Genomic DNA, 21,357 nt, shown 5'->3' with positions numbered 1-21,357 from the left:
GACGGGGGCGGGCTGAGGCAGGTTTTGCGGATCGGACATGCTCATCTCAAAGGCTTGGCCACGGTGCGGAAACGGGGTCACGCTATCGGTGGGAATTGCGGTGTGGGAGCGTCTGTGTGGGAGCGGCTTCAGCCGCGAATCGGCGCTGTCGCTCCCGGGGCGGCCCATTCGCGGCTGAAGCCGCTCCCACAGGGACATCGGCTCCGACCGCGGCTGAAGCCGCTCGTACAGGGAGGGGTTAGATGCGCATCGGCATGACTACGTACTTGAAGCGATCGTTGCCCGGCAGGGTCACCAGCGCGCTGGAGTTGCCGTCGTTGAAGCGCCACTCGACCTGGTCGTCGTGGATGTTGGTGAGCACGTCGAGCAGGTAGGTGACGTTGAAGCCGATGTCGAGCGGGTCGCCGTGGTAATCGACTTCGAGCTCTTCCTGTGCTTCTTCCTGTTCGGCGTTGGTCGAGGCGATCTTCAGCGTGCCGTCGCCGAGCACGAGGCGCACGCCGCGGAACTTGTCGTTGGTGAGGATGGCGACGCGCGACAGGGTGGCGAGCAGCGGCACGCGCTCGAAGGTGATCAGCTTCTGGTGGTTCTGCGGGATCACGCGCTCGTAGTCGGGGAACTTGCCATCGATGAGCTTGGACACGAGCTCGATCGGGCCGAAGCGGAACACGACCTGGTTGCCGGCGAGGACGATTTCGAGCGGATCCTCGCTGTCGGCGAGTTGGCGCGCGAGTTCCATGACCGTCTTGCGCGGCAGGATCACCTCGGTACGCGGCACTTCGGCCTCGAGCGGGCTGGAAGCGAAGGCGAGGCGGTGGCCGTCGGTGGCGACCATGCGCAGTTCCTTGCCGTCGGCGATCAGCAGCAGGCCGTTGAGGTAGTAGCGGATGTCCTGCTGCGCCATCGAGTAGGCGACCTGCGCGAGCTGGCGCTTGAAGCTCTTCTGGCTGATGCTGAAGCGCGTGGCGTCGCCGTCGGGCAGGTTCATGCGCGGGTAGTCGGCGGCGGGCAGGGTCTGCAGCGCGAAGCGGCTGCGGCCGGCTTTGACGGTGAGGCGCTTGTCGTCGAGCGTGAGCACCACCTCGCCCTCGTTGGGCAGCGCGCGCAGGATGTCCTGCAGCTTCTTCGCCGCGACGGTGATGTTGGCGTCCTCGCCGCCGATGTGCCCGCCCGTGGTCGTGCGGATCTGGATCTCGATGTCGGTGGCGAGCAGCGTCAGCTGGTCGCCGTGCTTCTCGATCAGCACGTTCGACAGGATCGGCAGGGTGTGGCGCTTTTCGACGATGCCGGCGACCGACTGCAGCGGGGCGAGGAGCGCATCGCGGGTGGTGGTGAGCAGAAGCATGGCGTCAGGATCTTCCGTTTGAGGTTATTCCGTTTGTCCGGGCAGGGAAGCGGTGCTGCGGGGAAGGTGCGTGCGGGGAGCGCTCATCCGCGCAGCACCTGCGTCAGCACGTGCACGTCGTGGTTGAGCTGCTGGTCGGCGAGGCGCAGGTCCGCGATGGTGCGGCAGGCGTGCAGCACGGTGGTGTGGTCGCGTCCGCCGAAGGCCTCGCCGATCGCCGGCAGCGACATCGGCGTGAGGTCCTTGGCGAGCCACATCGCGACCTGGCGCGGGCGCGCGATCACGCGCGTGCGCTTCTTCGAGTGCATGTCGGCGACCTTGATCTTGTAGTAGTCGGCGACCGTCTTCTGGATGTGCTCGATGGTGAGCTGGCGGTTGTGCGCGTTGAGCAGGTCCTTCAGCGCATCCTTGGCGACTTCCAGCGAGATGCCGCGGCCGTGGAAGCGCGCGAAGGCGACGACCTTGTTGAGCGCGCCTTCGAGCTCGCGCACGTTGGAGCGCAGGTTCTTGGCGATGAGGAAGGCGACATCGTCGTGCAGGTCGACGCGCAGCGCCTCGGCCTTCTTCTGCAGGATCGCGACGCGCATCTCGAGCTCGGGCGGCTCGATCTGCACCGTGAGGCCCCAGTCGAAGCGCGAGATCAGGCGGTCTTCCAGGCCCTGGATGTCCTTCGGGTAGGTGTCGCAGGTGATGACGATCTGCTTCCTGGCCTCGGTGAGCGCGTTGAAGGCGTGGAAGAACTCTTCCTGCGTGCGGTTCTTGTTGTTGAAGAACTGGATATCGTCGATCAGCAGCAGGTCGAGCGAGCGGTAATAGCGCTTGAAGGCGTCGAAGCTTTTCTGCTGGTAGGCGCGCACGACGTCGGCGTAGTAGTCCTCGACGTGCACGTAGCGGATCACCGCGCGCGGATTGCGCTGGTAGACGGCGTTGCCGATGGCGTGCACGAGGTGGGTCTTGCCGAGGCCGACGCCGCCATACACGAACAGCGGGTTGTAGGAGGTGCCGGGGTTCTGCGCGACCTGCATCGCGGCGGCGCGGGCGAGGTCGTTGGCGCGGCCGGTGACCAGGTTGTCGAAGGTGAAGTCCGGGTTGAGGCGCGTCTTCTCGTAGGCGAGATCGGCCGCGCTCGACGCGATTTCCGGTTCGGGGCGCGTGATGATGGCGGGAGCGGCGATCGGCGCGGGCGTGGCGTTTGCCGCCGGGGCTGCGCCTTCCGTTGCCACCGGCACGCTTGTGGCGACCGGAACGGCGGTGCGCGCGGCCGTGCGCGTGCTGCCGGCTTCGGACATCACGAGTTCGAGCAGCAGCGGGCCGCCGTGGAACTCCTCGCCCAGTTCGGCGATGCGCTTGAGATAGCGTTCGCGCACCCACTGCATGACGAAGCGGTTGGGGGCGAACAGGCGCAGTGATGGTTCGTCGCTCGTCCCGGTCTCGGCTTGCAGCGTCTTGATCCAGGTGTTGAACTGCTGCGGCGGCAGTTCGCTTTCAAGGCGCGACAGGCAGAAGGACCAGAAATCTTGACTCACGGACTCGAAGGCTAGGGCTTGTGACACGATTTCCAATAACGCCTCGTTCCGGCCGGCCGCTGCGACGGATGGCAGCGACAAGGCGCAACGGTGGCGCGAGTGTGTTGCGGGGGCATCCCGGCTGCCGGCGGCGCGCGACGGACCGTTATCGGCGGTGCGCGGGGGGCGGGCGGGAAAGGAAACGCTCGATTCTACCCCCGCAGGCCAGAGTTATCCACAGCCCGGGTTAAAAATTGTGCTTGACAAACAGGGTATTATCCAATTAAATCCGCGGTTTGACCCTTTCACTGGCCAACCGAAATGAAACGCACCTATCAGCCTTCCGTCGTCCGTCGCAAGCGCACCCATGGTTTCCTGGTCCGCATGAAGACCCGTGGCGGTCGCGCCGTCATCCGCGCTCGTCGCGCCAAGGGCCGTCATCGCCTCGCCGTCTGAGGTGAGCAGCCCGTCGGGCGTTGATCAGAGATTCCTCAGCGCCTACAGATTACGCAAAACGGATGAGTATTCATCCGTTTTTGCTTTTCGGCGGGCGATCAAGGGACGCTTCTTCGTCGTTCATTATCGTCCCAACGAACTCGGCACGGCGCGCCTCGGCGTCGTGGTGGCGAAGAAGCTGGCGAAACGCGCCAATGTGCGCAACCTGGTGAAACGCATCGTGCGCGAACAGTTTCGCAAGATCCGTGCGGTACTCCCCCATCACGACCTGATCGTGCGCCTGCACGCGCCGGTCAGGGATGCGACGCGCGCGATGATCAACGAAGACATCGCGCTGCTCTTCGCGCGCCTGCGGCCATGATGAAGTCGCTGCTCCTTGGCCTGCTGCGCGTGTACAAGTACGCGATCAGCCCGATGCTGGGGCGCAACTGCCGTTTTCATCCGAGTTGTTCCGACTACGCGGCCGAGGCCGTCCAGCGCCATGGCGCCCTGAAGGGCGGGTGGCTGGCGTTCAAGCGGGTGGGCCGTTGCCACCCATTCCATCCGGGCGGGTATGATCCCGTTCCCTGACTCTTCCAGAACATAAGAATCCGATGGACCAGCGTCGACTGATACTCTTCCTCATCTTCTCCTTCGCCGTGATCATGCTGTGGGACGGCTGGCAGAAGCATAATCGTCCCGCCCCCGCGCCGACCGCGGCGGTGGCCGAGCAGCAGGCGCCGGGTTCGTCCGTTCCCGGTGCGGTGCCGACCCCGAGCGCGAGCATGGCCGGCGTGCCGGCGCTGCCGGAAGCGAAGGCTGCCGCGTCGAACGCCCCGCGCGTGACGGTGCGCACCGACGTGATGACGGCCGAAGTGTCCGCGGAAGGCGGCAGCATCGTCCGCCTCGAGCTCGCCCAGCACAAGTCCAAGACCGACGCGTCGCGCAACTTCGTGCTGTTCGACGACGGCGCCGAGCACCTGTATGCCGCGCAATCGGGCCTGATCGGCAACGACCTGCCGAGCCACAAGACGGTGTTCGCGCTGCCGGCCGGCGAGCAGGTGCTCAAGGATGGCCAGGACAGCCTGACCCTGCGCCTCGAGGCGCCCGAGCAGAACGGCGTGAAGGTCGCCAAGCTGATGACCTTCCACCGCGGCAGCTACCTCGTCGATGTCTCCTACGAGATTACCAACGGCGGCGGCGCCCCGCTCAACGCGCACGCGTATTTCCAGATGACGCGCGACGGCAAGCCGGCGGAATCGGTCGAGGGCTTCGGCGTCAGCGTGTTCACCGGCCCGGCGTTCTACAGCGAGGCCGAGAAGTTCCAGAAGGTGCAGTTCGAGGAGATCGACAACGGCAAGGCCAAGTTCGTGAAGAAGGCGAACGACGGCTGGGTGGCGCTGGTGCAGCACTACTTCGTCAGCGCATGGTTGCCGCAGGAAGGGGTCGAGCGCGAGTTCTTCGCGCGCAAGGTCGGCGACGGCCTGTACTCGTCGGGCCTGATCCTGCCGGTCGCCGCGGTTGCGCCGGGCGAGAAGGGCGCGGTGTCGACGCGCCTGTATGCCGGTCCGCAGGAGCAGGACAAGCTCGAAGGCATCGCCAAGGGCCTGGACCTGGTGGTCGACTACGGCTGGCTGACGGTGATCGCGGCGCCGCTGTTCTGGGTGCTGTCGTGGTTCCACAAGCTCACCGGCAACTGGGGCTGGGCGATCATCCTGGTCACCGTGCTGATCAAGGCGGCCTTCTTCCCGCTGTCGGCGGCGAGCTACAAGTCGATGGCCAAGATGCGCGTGCTCGGGCCGCGCATGCAGCGCCTGAAGGAGCTGTACGGCAACGACAAGGTCAAGCTGCAGCAGGAGATGATGGAGATGTACAAGCGGGAGAAGATCAACCCGCTGGGCGGCTGCCTGCCGATCCTCGTGCAGATCCCGGTCTTCATCGCGCTGTACTGGGTGCTGCTGGGCAGCGTCGAGATGCGTTACGCACCGTGGCTGGGCTGGATCCAGGATCTGTCGGCGAAGGATCCGTTCTACATCCTGCCGATCATCATGGGCGCGACGATGCTGATCCAGACCAAGCTCAACCCGACGCCGCCGGATCCGATCCAGGCCAAGGTGATGCTGGCGATGCCCATCGTGTTCACCTTCATGTTCCTGTGGTTCCCGTCCGGCCTGGTGCTGTACTGGGTCGTGAACAACACGCTGTCGATTGCCCAGCAGTGGCAGATTACGAGGATGATCGAAGGTGGAAAGTCCGGCGCAAAGCCTGCCTGATACCATCGCCGCCGTCGCGACCGCACCCGGTCGCGGCGGGATCGGCGTGATCCGCGTGTCGGGTGCAGCGCTCGTGCCGATGGCGCGGGCGCTTACCGGCAAGACCCCCGAACCCCGCACTGCGGGGTTCGCGCGTTTTCTGGACGGCGAAGGGCGCGCGATCGACGAGGGGCTGCTGCTGTACTTTCCGGCGCCGAACTCGTTCACCGGCGAGGACGTGCTCGAACTGCAGGGGCACGGCGGACCGGTGGTGATGCAGATGCTCCTCGCGCGCTGCGTCGAGCTCGGCGCGCGCCTCGCGGAGCCGGGCGAGTTCTCGCGTCGCGCCTTCCTCAACGGCAAGATGGACCTCACTCAGGCGGAAGCGGTTGCGGACCTCATCGAGGCCTCGACGGTCGCCGCGGCGCGCTCTGCGCTGCGCTCGCTGTCGGGGGCGTTCTCCGACGAGATGCACCGCATCACCGATGCGCTGATCGACCTGCGCATGTTGGTCGAGGCGACGCTGGATTTTCCCGAGGAGGAGGTCGAGTTCCTCGAGAAGGCGCGCGCGCTGGAGCGCCTCGTAGGCATCCGCAGCCAGCTGGTCGATGTGCTGGACCGCGCGCGCCAGGGGGCGCTGCTGCGCACCGGCATGAACGTCGTGCTGGTGGGTCGGCCCAACGTCGGCAAGTCCAGCCTGCTCAACTGCCTCGCCGGCGAGGAGCGCGCGATCGTGACCGAGATCGCCGGCACGACGCGCGACGCGCTGCGCGAGACGATCGCGATCGAGGGCATCCCCATCCATGTCATCGACACGGCAGGTCTGCGGGAAACCGAGGATCCGGTGGAGAAGATCGGGGTGGAGCGCACCTGGCGCGAGATCGGGCGCGCGGACGTGATCCTGCGCATGGTCGATGCGCGCAGCGGCGAGGGCGAGCCGGACGAGGCGATCGACGCGGCGCTGCCGGCCGGCGTGGAGCGCATCACCGTGCATAACAAGATCGACCTGTGCGGGATGGCGCCGGAGCGCCGCGAGGCCGAGGGCCGGGTGGCGGTGTACCTGTCGGCGCAGCGCGGCGAGGGCGTCGATCTGCTGCGTGCGGAGCTGCTGCGCGTGGCCGGCTGGCACGCGCACGGCGAGGATGTGGTGCTGGCGCGCGAACGCCACTTGGCGGCGCTGCGCGCCGCGCTGGGCCATGTCGAAGCGGCTCAGCTGCAGAGCGCGGCGCTGGAGCTTTTCGCCGAGGAGTTGCGCCAGGCGCAGGAGCGCATCGGCGAGATCACCGGCGAGTTCACGGCGGACGATCTGCTCGGGGTGATCTTCTCGCGCTTCTGCATCGGCAAGTGAGGCGCAGTGCTCCGCAATAATGCAGCTTGCATGGCCGAGGCGGTCGTGCGGCCAGTGCCGATGTTCCACGTGAAACACGAACGCGATGCTCGATGCTGAATGGCTTTTCATCGCCCTCGGGGCGGCGGCTTTCTTCGCCGGGGTGGTCGACGCGGTCGTCGGCGGCGGGGGGCTGATCCAGATCCCGGCCTTGTTCTCGGCCTTCCCCGGTGCGAGTCCGGCGACGCTGTTTGGCACGAACAAGCTGTCCAGCGTGGTCGGCACCACGAGCGCGGCGATACAGTATGGACGACGGGTCGCGATCCCTTGGGGGGTGACGCTGCCGGGAGCAGTCGCGGCCTTCATCGGTTCATGGTTCGGCGCGAAGACGGTCGCCTACCTGTCGCCGGAGCTGCTGCGCCCGTTGGTGCTCGGGCTGCTGATCGTGGTGGCGATCTACACCTTCCGTCGCAAGGACTTCGGCACCGGCGGCGACCGGCTCGCGGACGGGCGCAGGCCCGTGATGCTGGCGCTGGCGATCGGCGCGGTGATCGGTTTCTATGACGGCTTTTTCGGACCCGGCACGGGGAGCTTTCTGATCTTCCTGTTTGTCCGATTCCTCGGGATGGACTTCCTGCGTGCTTCGGTGAGCGCGAAGATCCTGAACGTCGCGACCAACGTCGCCGCGATCGCGTTCTTCGCCAGTTCGGTCGAGCTGCTGTGGAAGGTCGCGGGGGTGATGGCGCTGTGCAACCTGTGCGGTGCGCTGCTCGGGTCGCGGCTCGCGATCCGGCACGGGGCGGGCTTCGTGCGCAGGATGTTTCTGGGCGTGCTGTGCGTGCTGATCGGGAAGATGGCGTACGACCTCGTCGTGCGACTGGCGTGAGCGCGGCGATTGTTCCACGTGAAACAGGCGTGCGAGGATGAGGTGATGAGCGGGGGGCGGATGAACGGACAGACGGACGAGGAAGGCCCGGACGCGCTGGTCGAGGAGCTCGACCCGCACTTCGGCTTCTACTGTCGTGGGGCGCGCTTGCTGGAAGCGGGTCGGTCGCGCTACCAGCGCTACGAGGTGTGGGACACCCCGACCTTCGGCAAGCTGTTCCGCCTCGATGGCAGCCTGATGAGCGCCGAGCGTGACGAGTTCGTGTATCACGAGAATCTGGTGCACGTGCCGGCGTTCAGTCACCCGGCGCCACGTCGCGCGTTGGTGGTCGGAGGTGGCGATGGCGGTTCGGCGCGCGAGCTGCTCAGGCATCGCGGGATCGAGCGCGTGGTGGTGGTGGAGCTCGATGAGAAGGTCGTCGAGTTGGCGCGCCGCCACTTGGGCGTGATCCATCAGGGAGCGCTCGACGATCCGCGCACGGAACTGCACATCGGCGACGGCCTCGACTACGTGCGTCGCGCGGTCGCGGCGGGCGAGCGCTTCGACCTGATCGTGCTCGATCTCACCGAGCCGGGCGAGGGGCCGGCGGCAGCCCTGTACCGCGAGCCCTTCTTCGGCGACTGCCGCGCGCTGCTGGGCGGACAGGGGGCGGTGACGCTGCATCTGGGCGCGCCGTGGCTGCAGGGGGAGCAGGTGCGCGCTGTGGTGCAGCGCCTGCGCGCCTGCTTCGCGATCGTGCGGCCGTACTTCCTGCACGTTCCGCTGTACGGGGGGCTGTGGGGGCTTGCGTGCGCGTCCGACCGTGTGGATCCGCAGGGGTGTTCGGCCGCGGCGATCGATGCGGAGCTTGCTTGCAGGGGGATTGGGGGCCTGCGGTATTACAATGGCGAGATCCATGCCGGGCAGTTCGCCCAGCCGAATTTTGTGCGCGAACTGCTCGCCTGAGCATTTGCGCGAGCGAGTCCCAAGTTTTGAAGAATCACAGATCGAACCGAACTCCTAGTCCCGAACGGCCCGCTTTCGTGCTGCCGGCCGACAGCCTGGCGTTCAGCCTGAGCCGTGCGGCAGAGCTGGTGGAGGCGGTGCGGGCGGGCGCCAACCTGACCGATGCCTTCGAGGCGATGCTGGCGCGGCATGCGGAGTGGCCCGATGCGACGCGCGGTGCCGTGCGCGACCTGGCGTGGGGTACGCTGCGCGACTACGGGCGTGGCGATGCGGTGTTGCGCCACTTGCTGCACAAGCCCTTGCCGGAGGCGATCCACGCCTTGCTGCTGGTCGCGCTACATCGTCTCGAGACGCGGCCGGAGCAGGCGCACACCGTCGTGAATCAGGCAGTGGAGGCCGCAGCCGCGATCATGGCCCCCTTGAAGGGGGTGGTGAATGGCGTGCTGCGCAATCGCCAGCGCAACGCCACCGAGCTCGATGCGGAGCTGGACGCCGACCAGTCGGCGTATTACCGCCATCCATCATGGTGGGTGGAGCGCCTGCGCGCGTCGTTTCCGCAGGGCTGGGAGGCGGCGCTCGCGGCGGGCAACGAACGGCCGCCGATGGGGCTGCGCGTCAATCGCCTGCGTGGCAGTGTCGATGCCTACGCGTCCGAGCTGGACGCGGCCGGGTTTGCCCACCGGCGCCTGGGGAACGACGCGCTGGTGCTTGCGAAGCCGGTCGCCGTCGCGGCGCTGCCGGGCTTCGCCGAGGGCCGCGTGTCGGTACAGGACGGCGGCGCGCAGTGGGCGGCGCGCTGGCTCGACCTGGCTCCGGGCCAGCGCGTGCTGGATGCCTGCGCCGCGCCGGGCGGGAAGTCCGCGCACATCCTCGAGACCGCGGCGGTCGAGCTGCTGTCGCTCGAACTCGATGCGGTGCGCAGCCGCCGCATCGTCGACAACTTCGCGCGCCTCGGCCTCACGGGCGAGGTGCGTACCGCGGATTGCCGCGAGCGCGCGAAATGGTGGGACGGCCGTCCCTTCGACCGCATCCTCGCCGACGTGCCGTGCTCGGCCTCGGGCGTCGCGCGCCGTCATCCGGACATCAAGTGGCTGCGCCGCGCCGACGACATCCCGCGTTTCGCCGCGCAGCAGGCGGAGATCCTCGACGCGCTGTGGCCCACCCTCGCGCCGGGAGGCAAGCTGCTGTACGTGACCTGCTCGGTGTTCGTCGAGGAGAACGCGCGCCAGGTCGAGCGTTTCTGTGCACGGCATGCGGATGCGCTGCGTCTGGAAATCGACGGCCGGCCGGAGTGTCAGCTCCTGCCCGGCGCCGATCATGATGGCTTCTACTATGCCTTGCTCGCCAAGCGTGCCTGAGCGCCTCAAGCGCAGTCTGGCAGCGCTCGCGCTGTGCCTGCTGGTGCCGCTAGCGGCCCTGGCCGAGGGGCGCATCGACCACGCCGAGATCGTGGCGGGCGATGAGGGGTACGTGGTCAATGCCGACATCGACCTCGAGCTCAATCCGCGCCTCGTGGAGGCGGTCAATCGTGGGGTGTCGCTGTACTTCAGCGCGCAGTTCGTCGTCGAGCGCGACCGTTGGTACTGGCTGGACGAGGTCGTCGCCGAGCGCGCGCTGAATTTCCGCCTCACGTACAACGCGATCGCGCGCAGCTACCGGCTGTCGGTCGGCAGTTTCCACCAGAGTTTCGAGACCCTGGAGTCGGCCGTGCGCACCATGCAGCGCATCCGCAACTGGCTGATCGTGCCGGCAGGGGAGCTCAAGGCGGGCACGATCTATCGTGCCGCGCTGCGCTTCCAGCTCGACACCAGCCTGCTGCCCAAGCCCTTCCAGGTGACCGCGATCGGCAGCCGCGACTGGAACCTCGCCACCGACTGGCAGCGCTGGACCTTCCAGGCAGGCGGCAATCCATGAAGCGCGCGCTCCTCGTCGTCGTCGCCGCAATCGCCGGCATCTCGCTGTTCCTGCTCGCCTCCGCCACCGCGAATACGGATCTGTTCGCGGCGAGCTATCCCTACCTGCTGGCGATCAACGGTGCGATCGTCGTCGCGCTGCTGGGGCTGGTCGCGTTCCAGTTGCGCCGCCTGTGGCGCGAGTACCGCTCGCGTCAGTTCGGCTCGCGCCTGAAGTACCGCCTGATGCTGATGTTTGCACTGATGGCGCTGGTGCCGGGCTTCGTCGTGTATGCCGTGTCGCTGCAGTTCGTCGTGCGCAGCATCGAGTCGTGGTTCGACGTGCGCGTCGACTCGGCGCTCGAAGGCGGCATTGCGCTGGGGCAGAATGCGCTCGACTACCTGACGAGCCAGGTAAGCGAAAAGGCGCGCGAGATGGCGCTCGATCTCGAGGGGGTCGAGCCGATTCCGCCGACTTTGCTGAATCGCCTGCGCGAACAGGCGGGCGTCGGCAGCGCGACCGTGATCGGTCCGTCGGGGCAGGTGGTGGCGACCGTGTCGGACGGCCTCGGCGGGCTCATCCCCGAGCTCCCCAGCTCCGCCCAGTTGCGCGAGGCGCGCCAGACGCAGCGCTTCCACGTCGTCGACAGCCGCGCCGGCGAGGGGCTGACGATCCGCGTCGTGGTGCCCATCCCCTCGCGCACGCTCAACATGGATACACACTACCTGCAGCTCATGCAGGCGGTGCCCGAAACGTTCGTGCGCAACGCGGAGGCGGTGCAGGAGGCCTACCGCGAGTACCAGCAGCTGACCCTGGGCCGCGCCGGGCTGAACCGCATCTACACGCTGACCCTGACGCTGACCCTGCTGGTCGCGCTGCTCGCGGCGGTCGCGGTGGCCTTCGTGCTGTCGCGGCGGCTCGCCGCACCGCTGCTGATCCTCGCCGAGGGCACGCAGGCGGTCGCGCAGGGCGACTTCAGCCCGCGCCAGGCGCTGCCGGCGCGCGACGAGCTGGGGGTGCTGACGCAGTCCTTCAACCGCATGACGCGCCAGCTGGTGGAGGCGCGCGATCTCGCCGAGCGCAACCGGGCCGCGGTCGAGTCGTCGCGTGCCTATCTCGAGAGCGTGCTGGCGAACCTGTCGACCGGGGTGCTGGCCTTCGCCGTCGACGGCAAGCTGCGCGCGGCCAACGCCGGCGCGATGGCGATCCTGCAGGACGAGCTGGAGGGCTACGAGGAGCTCACGCTGGCGCAGTGGCCCAAGCATCACGGCTTCCGCGACGCGCTGGTGCGCGGGTTCGCCGACAACGCCGGCGACTGGCACGAGGAGCTCGAGCTGGTGTCGCAGGAAGGCGCGACGCAGACGCTGCTGATCCACGGCGCGCGTCTGCCGCAGGCTTCGGGCGGCGGCCTGGTGGTGGTGTTCGACGACATTTCGCGCCTGATCGCGGCGCAGCGCACCGCCGCGTGGGCGGAGGTGGCGCGCCGGCTCGCGCACGAGATCAAGAATCCCCTTACGCCGATCCAGCTCTCGGCCGAGCGGCTCGCGTACAAGCTCGCCGACCGGCTCGACGACGAGGGCCGCGAGGTGCTGGAGCGGGGGACGCGCACGATCGTGAACCAGGTCGAGGCGATGAAAAACATGGTGAACGATTTCCGGGATTATGCGAAGCTCCCCAGTCCGGTGCTCGGTCGCCTCGACCTCAATGCGCTGGTCGGCGAGGTGCTGAACCTGTACGAGAGTTCGCCGGTGATGATCCGCGCCGAGCTCGGCCGCAACCTGCCGCCGGTAGCCGGCGACGCGAGCCAGATGCGGCAGGTGATCCACAACCTGCTGCAGAACGCGGAGGATGCGCTGGCCGGGCAGGAAGACGGCGTGGTCACGCTGACGACGCGTGTCGAGGGCGACCGCGTGGCGCTGCAGCTGCGCGACAACGGGCCGGGCTTTCCGGCGCCGGTGCTGACGCGCGCATTCGAGCCGTATTTCACGACCAAGAGCCGCGGTACGGGCCTGGGTCTGGCGATGGTCAAGAAGATCATCGACGAACATGGTGGCGAGGTTCGCCTGCTGAACGGCGAAACCGGCGGCGCCGAGGTGCGCATCCGGCTGCGCCTCGCTTCCGCGGAAATGTGATTAGTGACAGATGGCAAACATACTTATCGTTGACGACGAAGTCGGTATCCGCGAACTCCTGTCGGAGATCCTGCGCGACGAGGGGCACGACGTGGTGCTGGCGGAGAACGCGGCCGCCGCGCGCGCGGTGCGCAATGCGCGGCGCCCGGACCTGGTGCTGCTGGACATCTGGATGCCCGATACCGATGGCATTACGCTGCTGAAGGAGTGGTCGGCCAACGGCCAGCTCAACATGCCGGTGGTGATGATGTCGGGACACGGCACGATCGACACCGCGGTCGAGGCGACGCGCATCGGCGCGATCGACTACCTGGAGAAGCCGATCGGCCTGCAGAAGCTGCTGTCTGCGGTGAAGCGCGGCCTGCAGCGTCCGGCCGCCCCCGGTGCGCCGGCGCCGCTGACGCTCGCGGCCTTCACGCGCTCGGCGCCGCTGCGCGAGCTGGCGCGGCTGGTGCAGCAGGTGGTGGTCAATTCGCGCGTGCTGCTGTTGCGCGTGGGGCAGGGCAGCATCGCGGAACTCGCCGCGCGCAGCGTGCAGCCGAAGGCGTCGCCGTGGCTGGATCTGGCCGCCGTGTCGGCGGCGCTGGACGTGAACCAGCTGCAGGCCTGCCAGGGTGGCGTGCTGTTCGTCCCGGAGCTGGCGCGCCTGTCGCGCACGCAGCAGAAGAACCTCGCCTTCGCGCTGGAACGGCTGGAGCGCTACGACCTGCATCTGGTGGTGGCGACCGACCATACGCTGGAGTCGTTGGTGCGCGAAGGCTGGGAGGAGGCCCTGGCTGTGCGCCTGTTCGAGGTGAGCCTGGCGCCGCCGTCGCTCGCGGACGTGCGCGACGACTTGCCGGAGATCGGCGCGCAACTCCTGCTGCATCTGGTGGAGGCCGGCGAGGTGCCGCGCCGCCACTTCTCGACTGCGGCGCTGAATGCGCTGCGCGCCCAGCCCTGGCCGGGCGGCTATGCGGAACTGCGTGCGGCGGTGAAGTCGCTGGCGCTGGGGACGCTGGACGAGGAGATCGCGCTGACCGACGTGCGCAAGCTGCTGATCCCCGCCACCGAGGGCGCGGTCGCGGTGTCGCTCGACCAGCCGCTGCGCGAGGCGCGCGAGGCCTTCGAGCGCCTGTACTTCGAGCACCACCTGCGCCTCGAGGGCAGCAACATGACGCGCCTGGCGGAGAAGAGCGGGCTCGAGCGCACGCACCTGTACCGCAAGCTCAAGCAGCTGGGCCTGCACGGCAGCCGGCGCAGCGAGGAAAGCTGAGCGCGCCGCCGGGCATTTGACGCGCCCATGCAACAGTCGCGCTGTGCGGGCCGGGTGCTCGCGTAGAATCGGGCTTCCATAATGTTCGGGGTGACTCACCGGTGAAGATCATCATCCTGGGGGCGGGCCAGGTCGGCGCGTCGGTGGCGGAAAACCTCGTTTCCGAGGCCAACGACATCACCCTGATCGACACCAGTGCCGAGCAGCTCGAGGTGCTGCGCGACCGCCTCGAATTGCGCACGGTGATCGGCAATGCGGCCTCGCCCACGGTGCTGCGCGAGGCCGGCGCGGACGACGCCGACCTGCTGATCGCGGTGACGCAGTCGGACCAGACCAACCTGTGCGCGTGTCGCGTTGCGAAGACCCTGTTCAACCTGCCGACGCGGGTGGCGCGCCTGCGTTCGAGCGACTTCGTCGATCACCCGGAACTGCTCGACGACGACAACTTCGCGGTCGATTTCTCGATCTGCCCGGAGCAGGTCGTCACCGACTACATCAAGCGCCTGGTGGCCTTTCCGGAGGCGCTGCAGGTCATGGAGTTCGCCGGCGGGGTGCTGAGCCTGATCTGCGTGCGCGCGTTCGAGGGCGGGCCGCTGGTGGGCCATCCGCTGAAGGCGCTGCGCTATCACATGCCCAACGTCGAGGTGCGCATCGCGGCGATCTACCGCGGCGACGGCGAGGCGATCATCCCCGAGGGCGACACCATGATCCTGCCCGGCGACGAGGTGTTCTGCCTCGCCGCGTCGGTGCATATCCGCCAGGTGATGCGCGAGATCCGGCGCGAGGACCGGCCAATCCGCCGCATCATCATCGCCGGCGGCGGCAACATCGGCCTGCGCCTGGCGCGTGCCATCGAGGACGACCACAACGTCAAGGTCATCGAGCTCGACCGCCGCCGCGCGGACGTCCTCGCGAGCCAGCTGCATCGGGCGCTGGTGCTGCGCGGCGACTCGACCGACGAGAAGCTGCTCGAGAACGAGGGCATCGACGAGGCCGACATGTTCCTCGCGCTGACCAACGACGACGAGGACAACATCATGTCCGCGTCGCTCGCCAAGCGCATGGGGGCGCACCGCACGCTGGCGCTGATCAACCGCAGGAGCTACGTCGATCTGGTGCAGGGGGGGCCGATCGACATCGCCATCTCGCCCGCCCAGACCTCGATCGGCTCGCTGCTGCAGCACGTGCGCCAGGGCGACGTCGTGGCGGTGCATAGCCTGCGACGCGGCGCGGCCGAGGCGCTGGAGATCATCGCGCACGGCACGCGCAAGGAATCCAAGGTGGTCGGCCGCACGATTGCGGAGATCGCACTGCCCAAGGGCGCGACCATCGGCGCGATCGTGCGCGACGAGATGCGGCCCGACGGCAAGGTCGCGCGCCGCCTGGTGGTGATGCCGCACCATGACACGGTGGTCGACAGCGGCGACCATGTGATCGTGTTCTGTACGCACAAGAAGCTCGTGCGCCAGGTGGAGAAGCTGTTCCAGGTGGGCTTTGGCTTCCTATGAGATGGCGCGCGGATTCCCACCCGGTGCTCAACGCACTGGGCCTGATCGTGATGCTGTTCGCGGGGCTGATGCTCTTTCCGCTCGCGGTGTCGTGGTTCACCGGTGACGGCGCCACCGTCGCCTTCGACCACGCGGTACTCATCACCTTCGCCGCGGGCCTGCTGATGTGGCTACCCACGCGCGGGCGCAGGCGCGACCTGCACACGCGCGATGGTTTCCTGCTGGTGGCGCTGACCTGGATCGTGATGCCGGTGTTCGGCGCGCTGCCGCTGCTCGACTTCATCCCCGACCTGTCGGTGACCGATGCGTACTTCGAGGCGGTGTCGGGGCTCACGGCGACCGGCGGCACGGTGCTGGTGGGACTGGAGCACCTGCCGGTGTCGATCAACCTGTGGCGCACCTTCATGCACTGGATCGGCGGCATGGGCGTCATCGTGCTGGTGGTGGCGATCCTGCCGCTGCTGGGCATCGGCGGGCGGCAGCTGATGAAGGTCGAGGTGCCGACGCCGATGAAGGAGCAGAGCCTGACGCCGCGGATCGCCGAGACCGCGAAGGGCCTGTGGCTGACCTATTCGCTGCTCACCGTGGCCTGCGCGGCGAGCCTGTGGCTGGCCGGGCTGGACGGCTGGGAGGCGATCATCCACACCTTCAGCGTCGTCGGGCTGGGGGGGTTTTCGAGCAAGGATGCGTCGCTCGGGCATTTCAACAGCGTGCCGGTGGACGTGATCGTGATCGTGTTCGCGCTGCTCTCGGGCCTCAACTTCGCGACCCACTACCTCGCCTTCGCGCGCCGCAGCGTCAGGCCCTACCTCGCCGACCCCGAGCTGCCCTTCTATTTCGCGACGCTCGCGCTGAGCATTACCGTGCTCACCGCCTACCTCATGCAGTTCGATGCGCACGAGGACCTGCTCAGCACGCTGCGCTACGTCGCCTTCCACGTCGTGTCGATCTCCACCTCGCTCGGCCTGGCGACCTACGACTACACGCTGTGGCCGATGTTCGCGCAGATCTGGGTGCTGTTCCTCGGCAGCTTCATCGCCTGCTCCGGGTCGGCCGGCGGCGGCATCAAGATGATGCGCGCGATGATCCTGTACAAGCAGGTGTTCCGCGAGATCGTGCGCTCGCTGCACCCGCAGGCGGTGCATCCGGTGCGCATCCGGCGCCAGCCGGTGTCGGACGACATCCTGCATGCGGTGCTGGGCTTCAGCTTCATGTACATGGTGACCATCGTGTCGCTGACCCTGCTGCTCACCGCGACCGGGCTGGACATCATCACCGCCTTCTCGGGGGTGGTCGCCTGCCTCAACAACACCGGCCCGGGCCTCGGCGCCCTCGGCCCGGCGTCGAACTACCAGGGGCTGACGGACTTCCAGACCTGGGTGCTGGCCTTCACGATGATCCTTGGTCGCCTGGAGATCTTCACGCTGCTGGTGGTGATGACGCCGGTGTTCTGGCGGCGTTGAGTCCCGCGCCCCGCACGGTCTTGGTGCACGCGATCGCCGTGTTGCGCCATCTCGGGGCGTGGCGTGCGCGCACGTGGCCGCACGCAACCCCCTTCAGTCTCAATAATACATGAAAATCAGTTACTTAACAAGTGTGGCACATCCATTGCGATAGGGCGGCAGAAGCCGCTGTCCTTGCATGCTCGGTCTCCTGTCTTCCTCTCCGCGCGGGGTGGGGATCTCCGGGACGGACCTGACGCTTGCCTTGCGCCAGCGCGACGAACAACAGGCTGGAGGATGGAGGAGACAAAAGGGGCCCGCTCGACGGGCTCCGGGGCGGGAGACCGCCTGCCGCAGAGGCGAACCATCACTCCTCGTGTCACCTTTCGGGGCCGGTCCCGGCCGGCCCCGCATTTTTTCCGGATTCGTGATCGCAGGACGCACGGTAGCCGTTTCCTGTCGCCGTCCTGCCAATGCCTTTCTACAAACACAGGGCCGACGCTCAGACAGTCCTCGCCGCTCCGGGAACATCCCCTATGTCCGGCTTGCACCGGGGTTCAACGGCGTTTCTCCGGGTCGGGCGCAGCGGCTGCGGGTGGAGCCGCAGTGTGGACGGCTGCAAAGCCTGGACCACCCCGCTGCGGCCACCCTCGAGTGTGTGCGACTGTCCCGGCCGCAGCACGAGATCCCCGCTTCGGCCGTGCTCCGTGACCCACAGCAGGCCGCTGACGCAATGCAGGCGGGTGATGCGTCCTTCGGGCAGTTCGACAAATTCGCGGCGCGCGACTGTCACGAGACTAGAATCGGTTTCCGTACGCATGCTCGCCTCCGTGTAGGGGTGATGGGGCCCGGGTGCCGCGTCGCGGCCTCGATGCAGGGCAGTGTGCGTCCCCGGACTTCGTGACGACAGGGGCGGAAATGACAATTACCGGGCCGAATCGGACAACTGGCTGCAAGACCGTCGCGCTGCTCGCCTACGACGGCTGCCAGGGCTCGGCGATCGCGTCGCTGATCGAAGTCCTGGATATCGCCAACCTCTACGGCGCACGCGGCGACCCGCGTGCCGAACCGTTGTTCCGCTGGGGCGTCGTGTCGCCCGACGGGCGCGCGCCGGTCGCGATGGGCGGGCTGGACATCGCCGTCGGCGGTTCGCCGGCGAGCGTCCCCGCGCCGGACCTGGTCTTCATTCCCGGCCTGCATTTCACCGGCGACGTCGCCCATTTCATGCAGCAGATCGCCTCGCTGGCGCAGGACTGCGGCGCCTGGCTGCGCGCCCAGCACGAGGGCGGCCGCGTTGTCGCCGTGAGCTGCGCCGGCGCCTTCGTGCTGGCCGAGTCCGGGCTGCTCGACGGCCGCAAGGCCACGACGAGCTGGTGGCTCGGCAAGCTCTTTCGCGCCCGCTATCCGCGTGTCGATTTCCGCGAGGGCGAGCTCGTCACGCAAGACGGTCGCATCCTGTCCTCGGGCGCCTTCACCGCCTGCCTGGACCTCGCGCTGCGCATCGTCGAGCATTTCGGCGGCCCCGCGCTCGCGCTGTCCTGCGCCAAGGTCCTGCTCATCCATGCCAAGCGCGACTCGCAGTTTCCCTACATGACGCTGCAGGCGCGCGTCGCGCATCAGGACGAACTCGTGCTGCGTGCGGAGAGCCATATCCGTTCGCATGTCCGCGAGACGCTCTCGGTGGAGCAGCTGGCCGCCGAGCTGGCCACCACGCCGCGCACGTTGAATCGGCGCTTCCGCGAGGTGCTGGGCTGCTCGCCGAAGCAGTACATCCAGGACCTGCGCGTGGAAGGCGCGAAGCGCCTGCTCGAATCGACCGACCTCGACTTCGGCGAGATCGTCGAGCGCGTCGGTTACGTCGACCCGCGCTCGTTCCGACGGATCTTCGAGCGGGCGACCAAGGTCTCGCCCAGTCTGTACCGGCGCATGTTCTCCATTTCGCAGGGCTGAGCCTCCCGCTGACGGCGAAAGAAAGCAGACTGAAAGCGACTTTGAGTTGAATGCCCTCCACCCGGGCCGCGCTGGAGCGGCCGGGATCGGAAACATCCGACTCACCGGAGGAGCACAATGCACAAGAAAATCATCGCCGCGGCCGTTGCGGCGGCCGTCGCCATGCCGTTCGCCGCGCTGGCCCAATCCGCGCCTGCCAATGTCACAATCTACGGGCTGCTGGACCTGAACCTCGCGCGCGAATCGGCGGGCGACAAGAAGCGCGTCGGCGTCGACCACGGCGAGCTGAACGGCTCGCGCCTGGGATTCCGGGGCAGCGAATCCCTGGGCGGCGACCTGAAGGCCATCTTCACGCTGGAGAGCGGCTTCGATCCCTCGACCGGCACCGCCGAGCAGGGCGGCCGCCTGTTCGGGCGCCAGTCCTTCGTCGGCCTGGAGAGCGCCACCTGGGGCCGGCTGACCCTGGGCCGCCAGTACTCGCCGGCCTTCGTCGCGATCGACCCCTTCGACGCGACCGGTGCAGCGGATCGCAGCCCGGGCCTGCTCGTGCGCAAGACGGGCGGCATCAAGCCGGCCTATGAGACGCGCTTCGACAACATGGTGAAGTACCGTTCGCCGAGCTTCGCCGGCCTGGAGTTCGACCTCGGCTACTGGCTGGGCGAGAAGAGCGGCAACGGCGACGCGATGAAGGAAGGCAACGGCCACGGCATCACGGCGCTGTACAAGAACGGTCCGCTGTCGGCCTCGCTTGTCACGCAGAGCGTGTATCGCGATGCGACCGGCGGGCGCGTGCGCACCAGCGGCGGCGGCCTCGCCTACGACTTCGGCGTCGTGAAACCCTACCTCGCCTACACCGAGGACAAGGAAAGCGGCTCGATCGGCAGTGGCAAGGCGCGCACCTTCGACATCGGCGCCGAGATCCGCGTCACCGGCACCGACACCATCGCGCTCAGCTACGCGAAACGCGACGAGCGCAACGACGTCGCCGCCGAGGATGCGCACGGCTGGTCGGCGTACTACATGCACGACCTGTCGAAGCGCACGACCCTGTATGCGGCGTACTCGCAGCTCAGCAACAAGGATGACGCGAACTACGCGCTCGGCAACCTCACGCCGGACGCGGGCGACGATCCGCGCGTCGTGATGGCAGGCATCCGCCACAAGTTCTGAGCGCGCACACCCTCTCCTCTTCGCGCGTGCCCCGCGCGTGTTTTCCCCCGGTATCGCGGTGCGTGGTGCCGGGGGTTTTTCGTTCTGTCCGGAGGGCGGGCTTTGCACAGCCAGCCCGCTCGGTCGGCGCAAAGCGATGCTTCGCGAAACCCCGTCCTCGCCCCCTTGAAGGGGAGGGAGATCCATCGTGGCCGGATCCGGGCTTCAGCGTTCCGCGCTTGCCCGTCGCGTCGCCCAGCGTTCGAACACACGACACGCCGCCGGGGCGCTGAGGCTCAGCACGATCACGCGCAGCACGTGGGCGGCCGTGACGAGCGGGACGCCCAGGTGCAGGACCTGGGCCGTGATGCTCATCTCGGTGACGCCGCCGGGCGCGGCCGCGAGCACGACGGTCGCGAGCGGCACCTGCAGCGCCCAGGACAGCACGCCGGCGAGGATCGCCAGCGTCGTCATGCACAGGCCGGTGCTGGCCGTCGCGGCGAGGATGAAGCGCGGCGCGCTGCGCACGAACTCGGGCGAGAAGCGCGTTGCGAGCGACACCCCGATCAGGAGCTGGCCGGCGTTCACGAGCCAGCGCGGCAGCGCCGACAGCGGCAGCGCCAATGCGCTCGCCACGGCGACGCCGCCCAGCGCGCCGAGGATCCATGCGTTGGGCAAGCGCGCGAGGCGCAGCGCCGCCACCCCCGCGAGCGAGGTGGCGAGAAGCAGCGGCAGATGCATCCACTCCACCTTCGCGGCCGCCGGTGTCCATTGGTCGCTGCCGTGCGCGCCGGCCTGCACGATCACGAAGGGCACGACCGCGACGACCAGCATCATGCGCAGCGCGTGCGCGGTGGCGACGCGCTCGGCCGACGCGCCGCGCCGTTCCGCGAGCGTCGCCATCTCGGAGGCACCGCCGGGCAGTGCGCAGAAGAAGGCCGTCGCCGCATCGACGCCGGTGAGCCGGCGCAGCAGCAACGCGCACAGCATGCCGACCGGGACCGCGCTGAATGCGATCGCCGCAATCAGCGGCGCGTTGAGGCTGAGCTGCGCCACCACCGGCGCCGTGAAACTGAGGCCCAGGGTCGTGCCGATCACCCATTGCCCGGCATGGCGCGCAGGGCGCGGGGCGACGAGTTCCAGTCCGGCGAGGCGCAGCGCGGCGACCGCGAACAGCGGGCCGATCATCCACGGCAGCGGCAGCTTCACGACCGCGGCGGCGAAGCCGGCGGCGGTGGCGAGGGCGAGGGTCAGGAGCGGCGCGGCAAAACGGGGCCGCGCGCCGTCGGAACGGGGCGTCGTCATCGGCGGGGGGGCTGTCGCTTATACAAAT

19 protein-coding genes are annotated in these 21,357 nt (G+C 68.1%); 15 read left to right on the top strand and 4 right to left on the bottom strand.

All coding sequences use genetic code 11. The annotated features are described in order from the left end of the window. Positions 1 to 238: 238 nt before the first annotated feature. Both dnaN and dnaA read right to left on the bottom strand, forming a co-directional pair. A complete protein-coding gene (gene dnaN, locus GO615_RS24340) occupies positions 239 to 1,345 on the bottom strand; it encodes a DNA polymerase III subunit beta (protein ID WP_169132472.1) in 1,107 nt (368 codons plus the stop codon). Positions 1,346 to 1,428: 83 nt separating this feature from the next. Next, a complete protein-coding gene (gene dnaA, locus GO615_RS24335) occupies positions 1,429 to 2,871 on the bottom strand; it encodes a chromosomal replication initiator protein DnaA (protein ID WP_169132471.1) in 1,443 nt (480 codons plus the stop codon). Positions 2,872 to 3,171: 300 nt separating this feature from the next. On the opposite strand from dnaA, the gene rpmH reads away from it, so the two are divergent. From rpmH to GO615_RS24270, 13 genes are all read left to right on the top strand, one after another. Beyond that, positions 3,172 to 3,306, top strand: coding sequence for a 50S ribosomal protein L34 (gene rpmH / locus GO615_RS24330; protein ID WP_002926183.1), 135 nt, complete (start codon positions 3,172 to 3,174; stop codon positions 3,304 to 3,306). Further along, positions 3,245 to 3,667, top strand: coding sequence for a ribonuclease P protein component (gene rnpA, locus GO615_RS29395; RefSeq protein ID WP_339380127.1), 423 nt, complete (start codon positions 3,245 to 3,247; stop codon positions 3,665 to 3,667). Before rpmH ends, rnpA begins: the two co-directional genes overlap by 62 nt. Next, positions 3,667 to 3,876: a membrane protein insertion efficiency factor YidD gene (gene yidD / locus GO615_RS24320; protein WP_211167340.1), complete on the top strand. Its 210-nt coding sequence runs from the start codon at positions 3,667 to 3,669 to the stop codon at positions 3,874 to 3,876. Before rnpA ends, yidD begins: the two co-directional genes overlap by 1 nt. Positions 3,877 to 3,899: 23 nt before the next feature. Continuing rightward, positions 3,900 to 5,558: a membrane protein insertase YidC gene (gene yidC / locus GO615_RS24315; RefSeq protein ID WP_169132468.1), complete on the top strand. Its 1,659-nt coding sequence runs from the start codon at positions 3,900 to 3,902 to the stop codon at positions 5,556 to 5,558. Beyond that, positions 5,530 to 6,885, top strand: a complete 1,356-nt coding sequence (mnmE, locus tag GO615_RS24310) for a tRNA uridine-5-carboxymethylaminomethyl(34) synthesis GTPase MnmE (protein WP_169132467.1) — start codon at positions 5,530 to 5,532, stop codon at positions 6,883 to 6,885. The genes yidC and mnmE overlap by 29 nt, the downstream gene beginning before the upstream one ends. Positions 6,886 to 6,970: 85 nt before the next feature. Then, complete coding sequence (locus GO615_RS24305) at positions 6,971 to 7,750, top strand: sulfite exporter TauE/SafE family protein (protein WP_169132466.1); 780 nt, start codon at positions 6,971 to 6,973, stop codon at positions 7,748 to 7,750. Between the two features lie 60 nt (positions 7,751 to 7,810). Further along, entirely contained in the window at positions 7,811 to 8,695 is an 885-nt protein-coding gene (gene speE, locus GO615_RS24300) for a polyamine aminopropyltransferase (protein WP_169132465.1), read from the top strand. Positions 8,696 to 8,772: 77 nt separating this feature from the next. After that, a complete protein-coding gene (gene rsmB, locus GO615_RS24295) occupies positions 8,773 to 10,053 on the top strand; it encodes a 16S rRNA (cytosine(967)-C(5))-methyltransferase RsmB (protein WP_169132464.1) in 1,281 nt (426 codons plus the stop codon). Beyond that, the gene (locus tag GO615_RS24290; protein ID WP_169132473.1) at positions 10,028 to 10,609 is read left to right on the top strand and encodes a DUF4390 domain-containing protein; all 582 of its coding nucleotides are present in this window, start codon (positions 10,028 to 10,030) and stop codon (positions 10,607 to 10,609) included. Before rsmB ends, GO615_RS24290 begins: the two co-directional genes overlap by 26 nt. After that, positions 10,606 to 12,720: a sensor histidine kinase gene (locus GO615_RS24285; RefSeq protein ID WP_169132463.1), complete on the top strand. Its 2,115-nt coding sequence runs from the start codon at positions 10,606 to 10,608 to the stop codon at positions 12,718 to 12,720. Before GO615_RS24290 ends, GO615_RS24285 begins: the two co-directional genes overlap by 4 nt. Before the next feature lie 10 nt (positions 12,721 to 12,730). Further along, positions 12,731 to 13,975 carry a sigma-54-dependent transcriptional regulator gene (locus GO615_RS24280; protein ID WP_169132462.1) on the top strand — a complete coding sequence of 415 codons (1,245 nt, stop codon included), beginning with the start codon at positions 12,731 to 12,733 and terminating at the stop codon, positions 13,973 to 13,975. 101 nt (positions 13,976 to 14,076) lie between these two features. Next, a complete protein-coding gene (gene trkA / locus GO615_RS24275) occupies positions 14,077 to 15,483 on the top strand; it encodes a Trk system potassium transporter TrkA (RefSeq protein WP_169132461.1) in 1,407 nt (468 codons plus the stop codon). After that, positions 15,480 to 16,946, top strand: coding sequence for a TrkH family potassium uptake protein (locus GO615_RS24270; protein WP_169132460.1), 1,467 nt, complete (start codon positions 15,480 to 15,482; stop codon positions 16,944 to 16,946). The genes trkA and GO615_RS24270 overlap by 4 nt, the downstream gene beginning before the upstream one ends. A 481-nt stretch (positions 16,947 to 17,427) precedes the next feature. Here the strand turns inward: GO615_RS24270 and GO615_RS29550 are convergent, their stop codons facing one another. Beyond that, positions 17,428 to 17,745, bottom strand: coding sequence for a DUF2917 domain-containing protein (locus GO615_RS29550; protein ID WP_169132459.1), 318 nt, complete (start codon positions 17,743 to 17,745; stop codon positions 17,428 to 17,430). Positions 17,746 to 17,843: 98 nt separating this feature from the next. Between GO615_RS29550 and GO615_RS24260 the strand changes: the two genes are divergently transcribed. Beyond that, positions 17,844 to 18,875: a GlxA family transcriptional regulator gene (locus tag GO615_RS24260; protein ID WP_169132458.1), complete on the top strand. Its 1,032-nt coding sequence runs from the start codon at positions 17,844 to 17,846 to the stop codon at positions 18,873 to 18,875. 117 nt (positions 18,876 to 18,992) lie between these two features. Continuing rightward, entirely contained in the window at positions 18,993 to 20,045 is a 1,053-nt protein-coding gene (locus GO615_RS24255) for a porin (protein ID WP_169132457.1), read from the top strand. Between the two features lie 204 nt (positions 20,046 to 20,249). Here GO615_RS24255 and GO615_RS24250 read toward each other — a convergent pair whose 3' ends face one another. Beyond that, positions 20,250 to 21,329: an AbrB family transcriptional regulator gene (locus GO615_RS24250; protein WP_169132456.1), complete on the bottom strand. Its 1,080-nt coding sequence runs from the start codon at positions 21,327 to 21,329 to the stop codon at positions 20,250 to 20,252. Positions 21,330 to 21,357: the final 28 nt, after the last annotated feature.

This window comes from Aromatoleum evansii, from assembly GCF_012910805.1.
Classification (GTDB): Bacteria; Pseudomonadota; Gammaproteobacteria; order Burkholderiales; family Rhodocyclaceae; genus Aromatoleum; species Aromatoleum evansii.
This window is presented reverse-complemented; position numbering and strand designations above follow the sequence as displayed.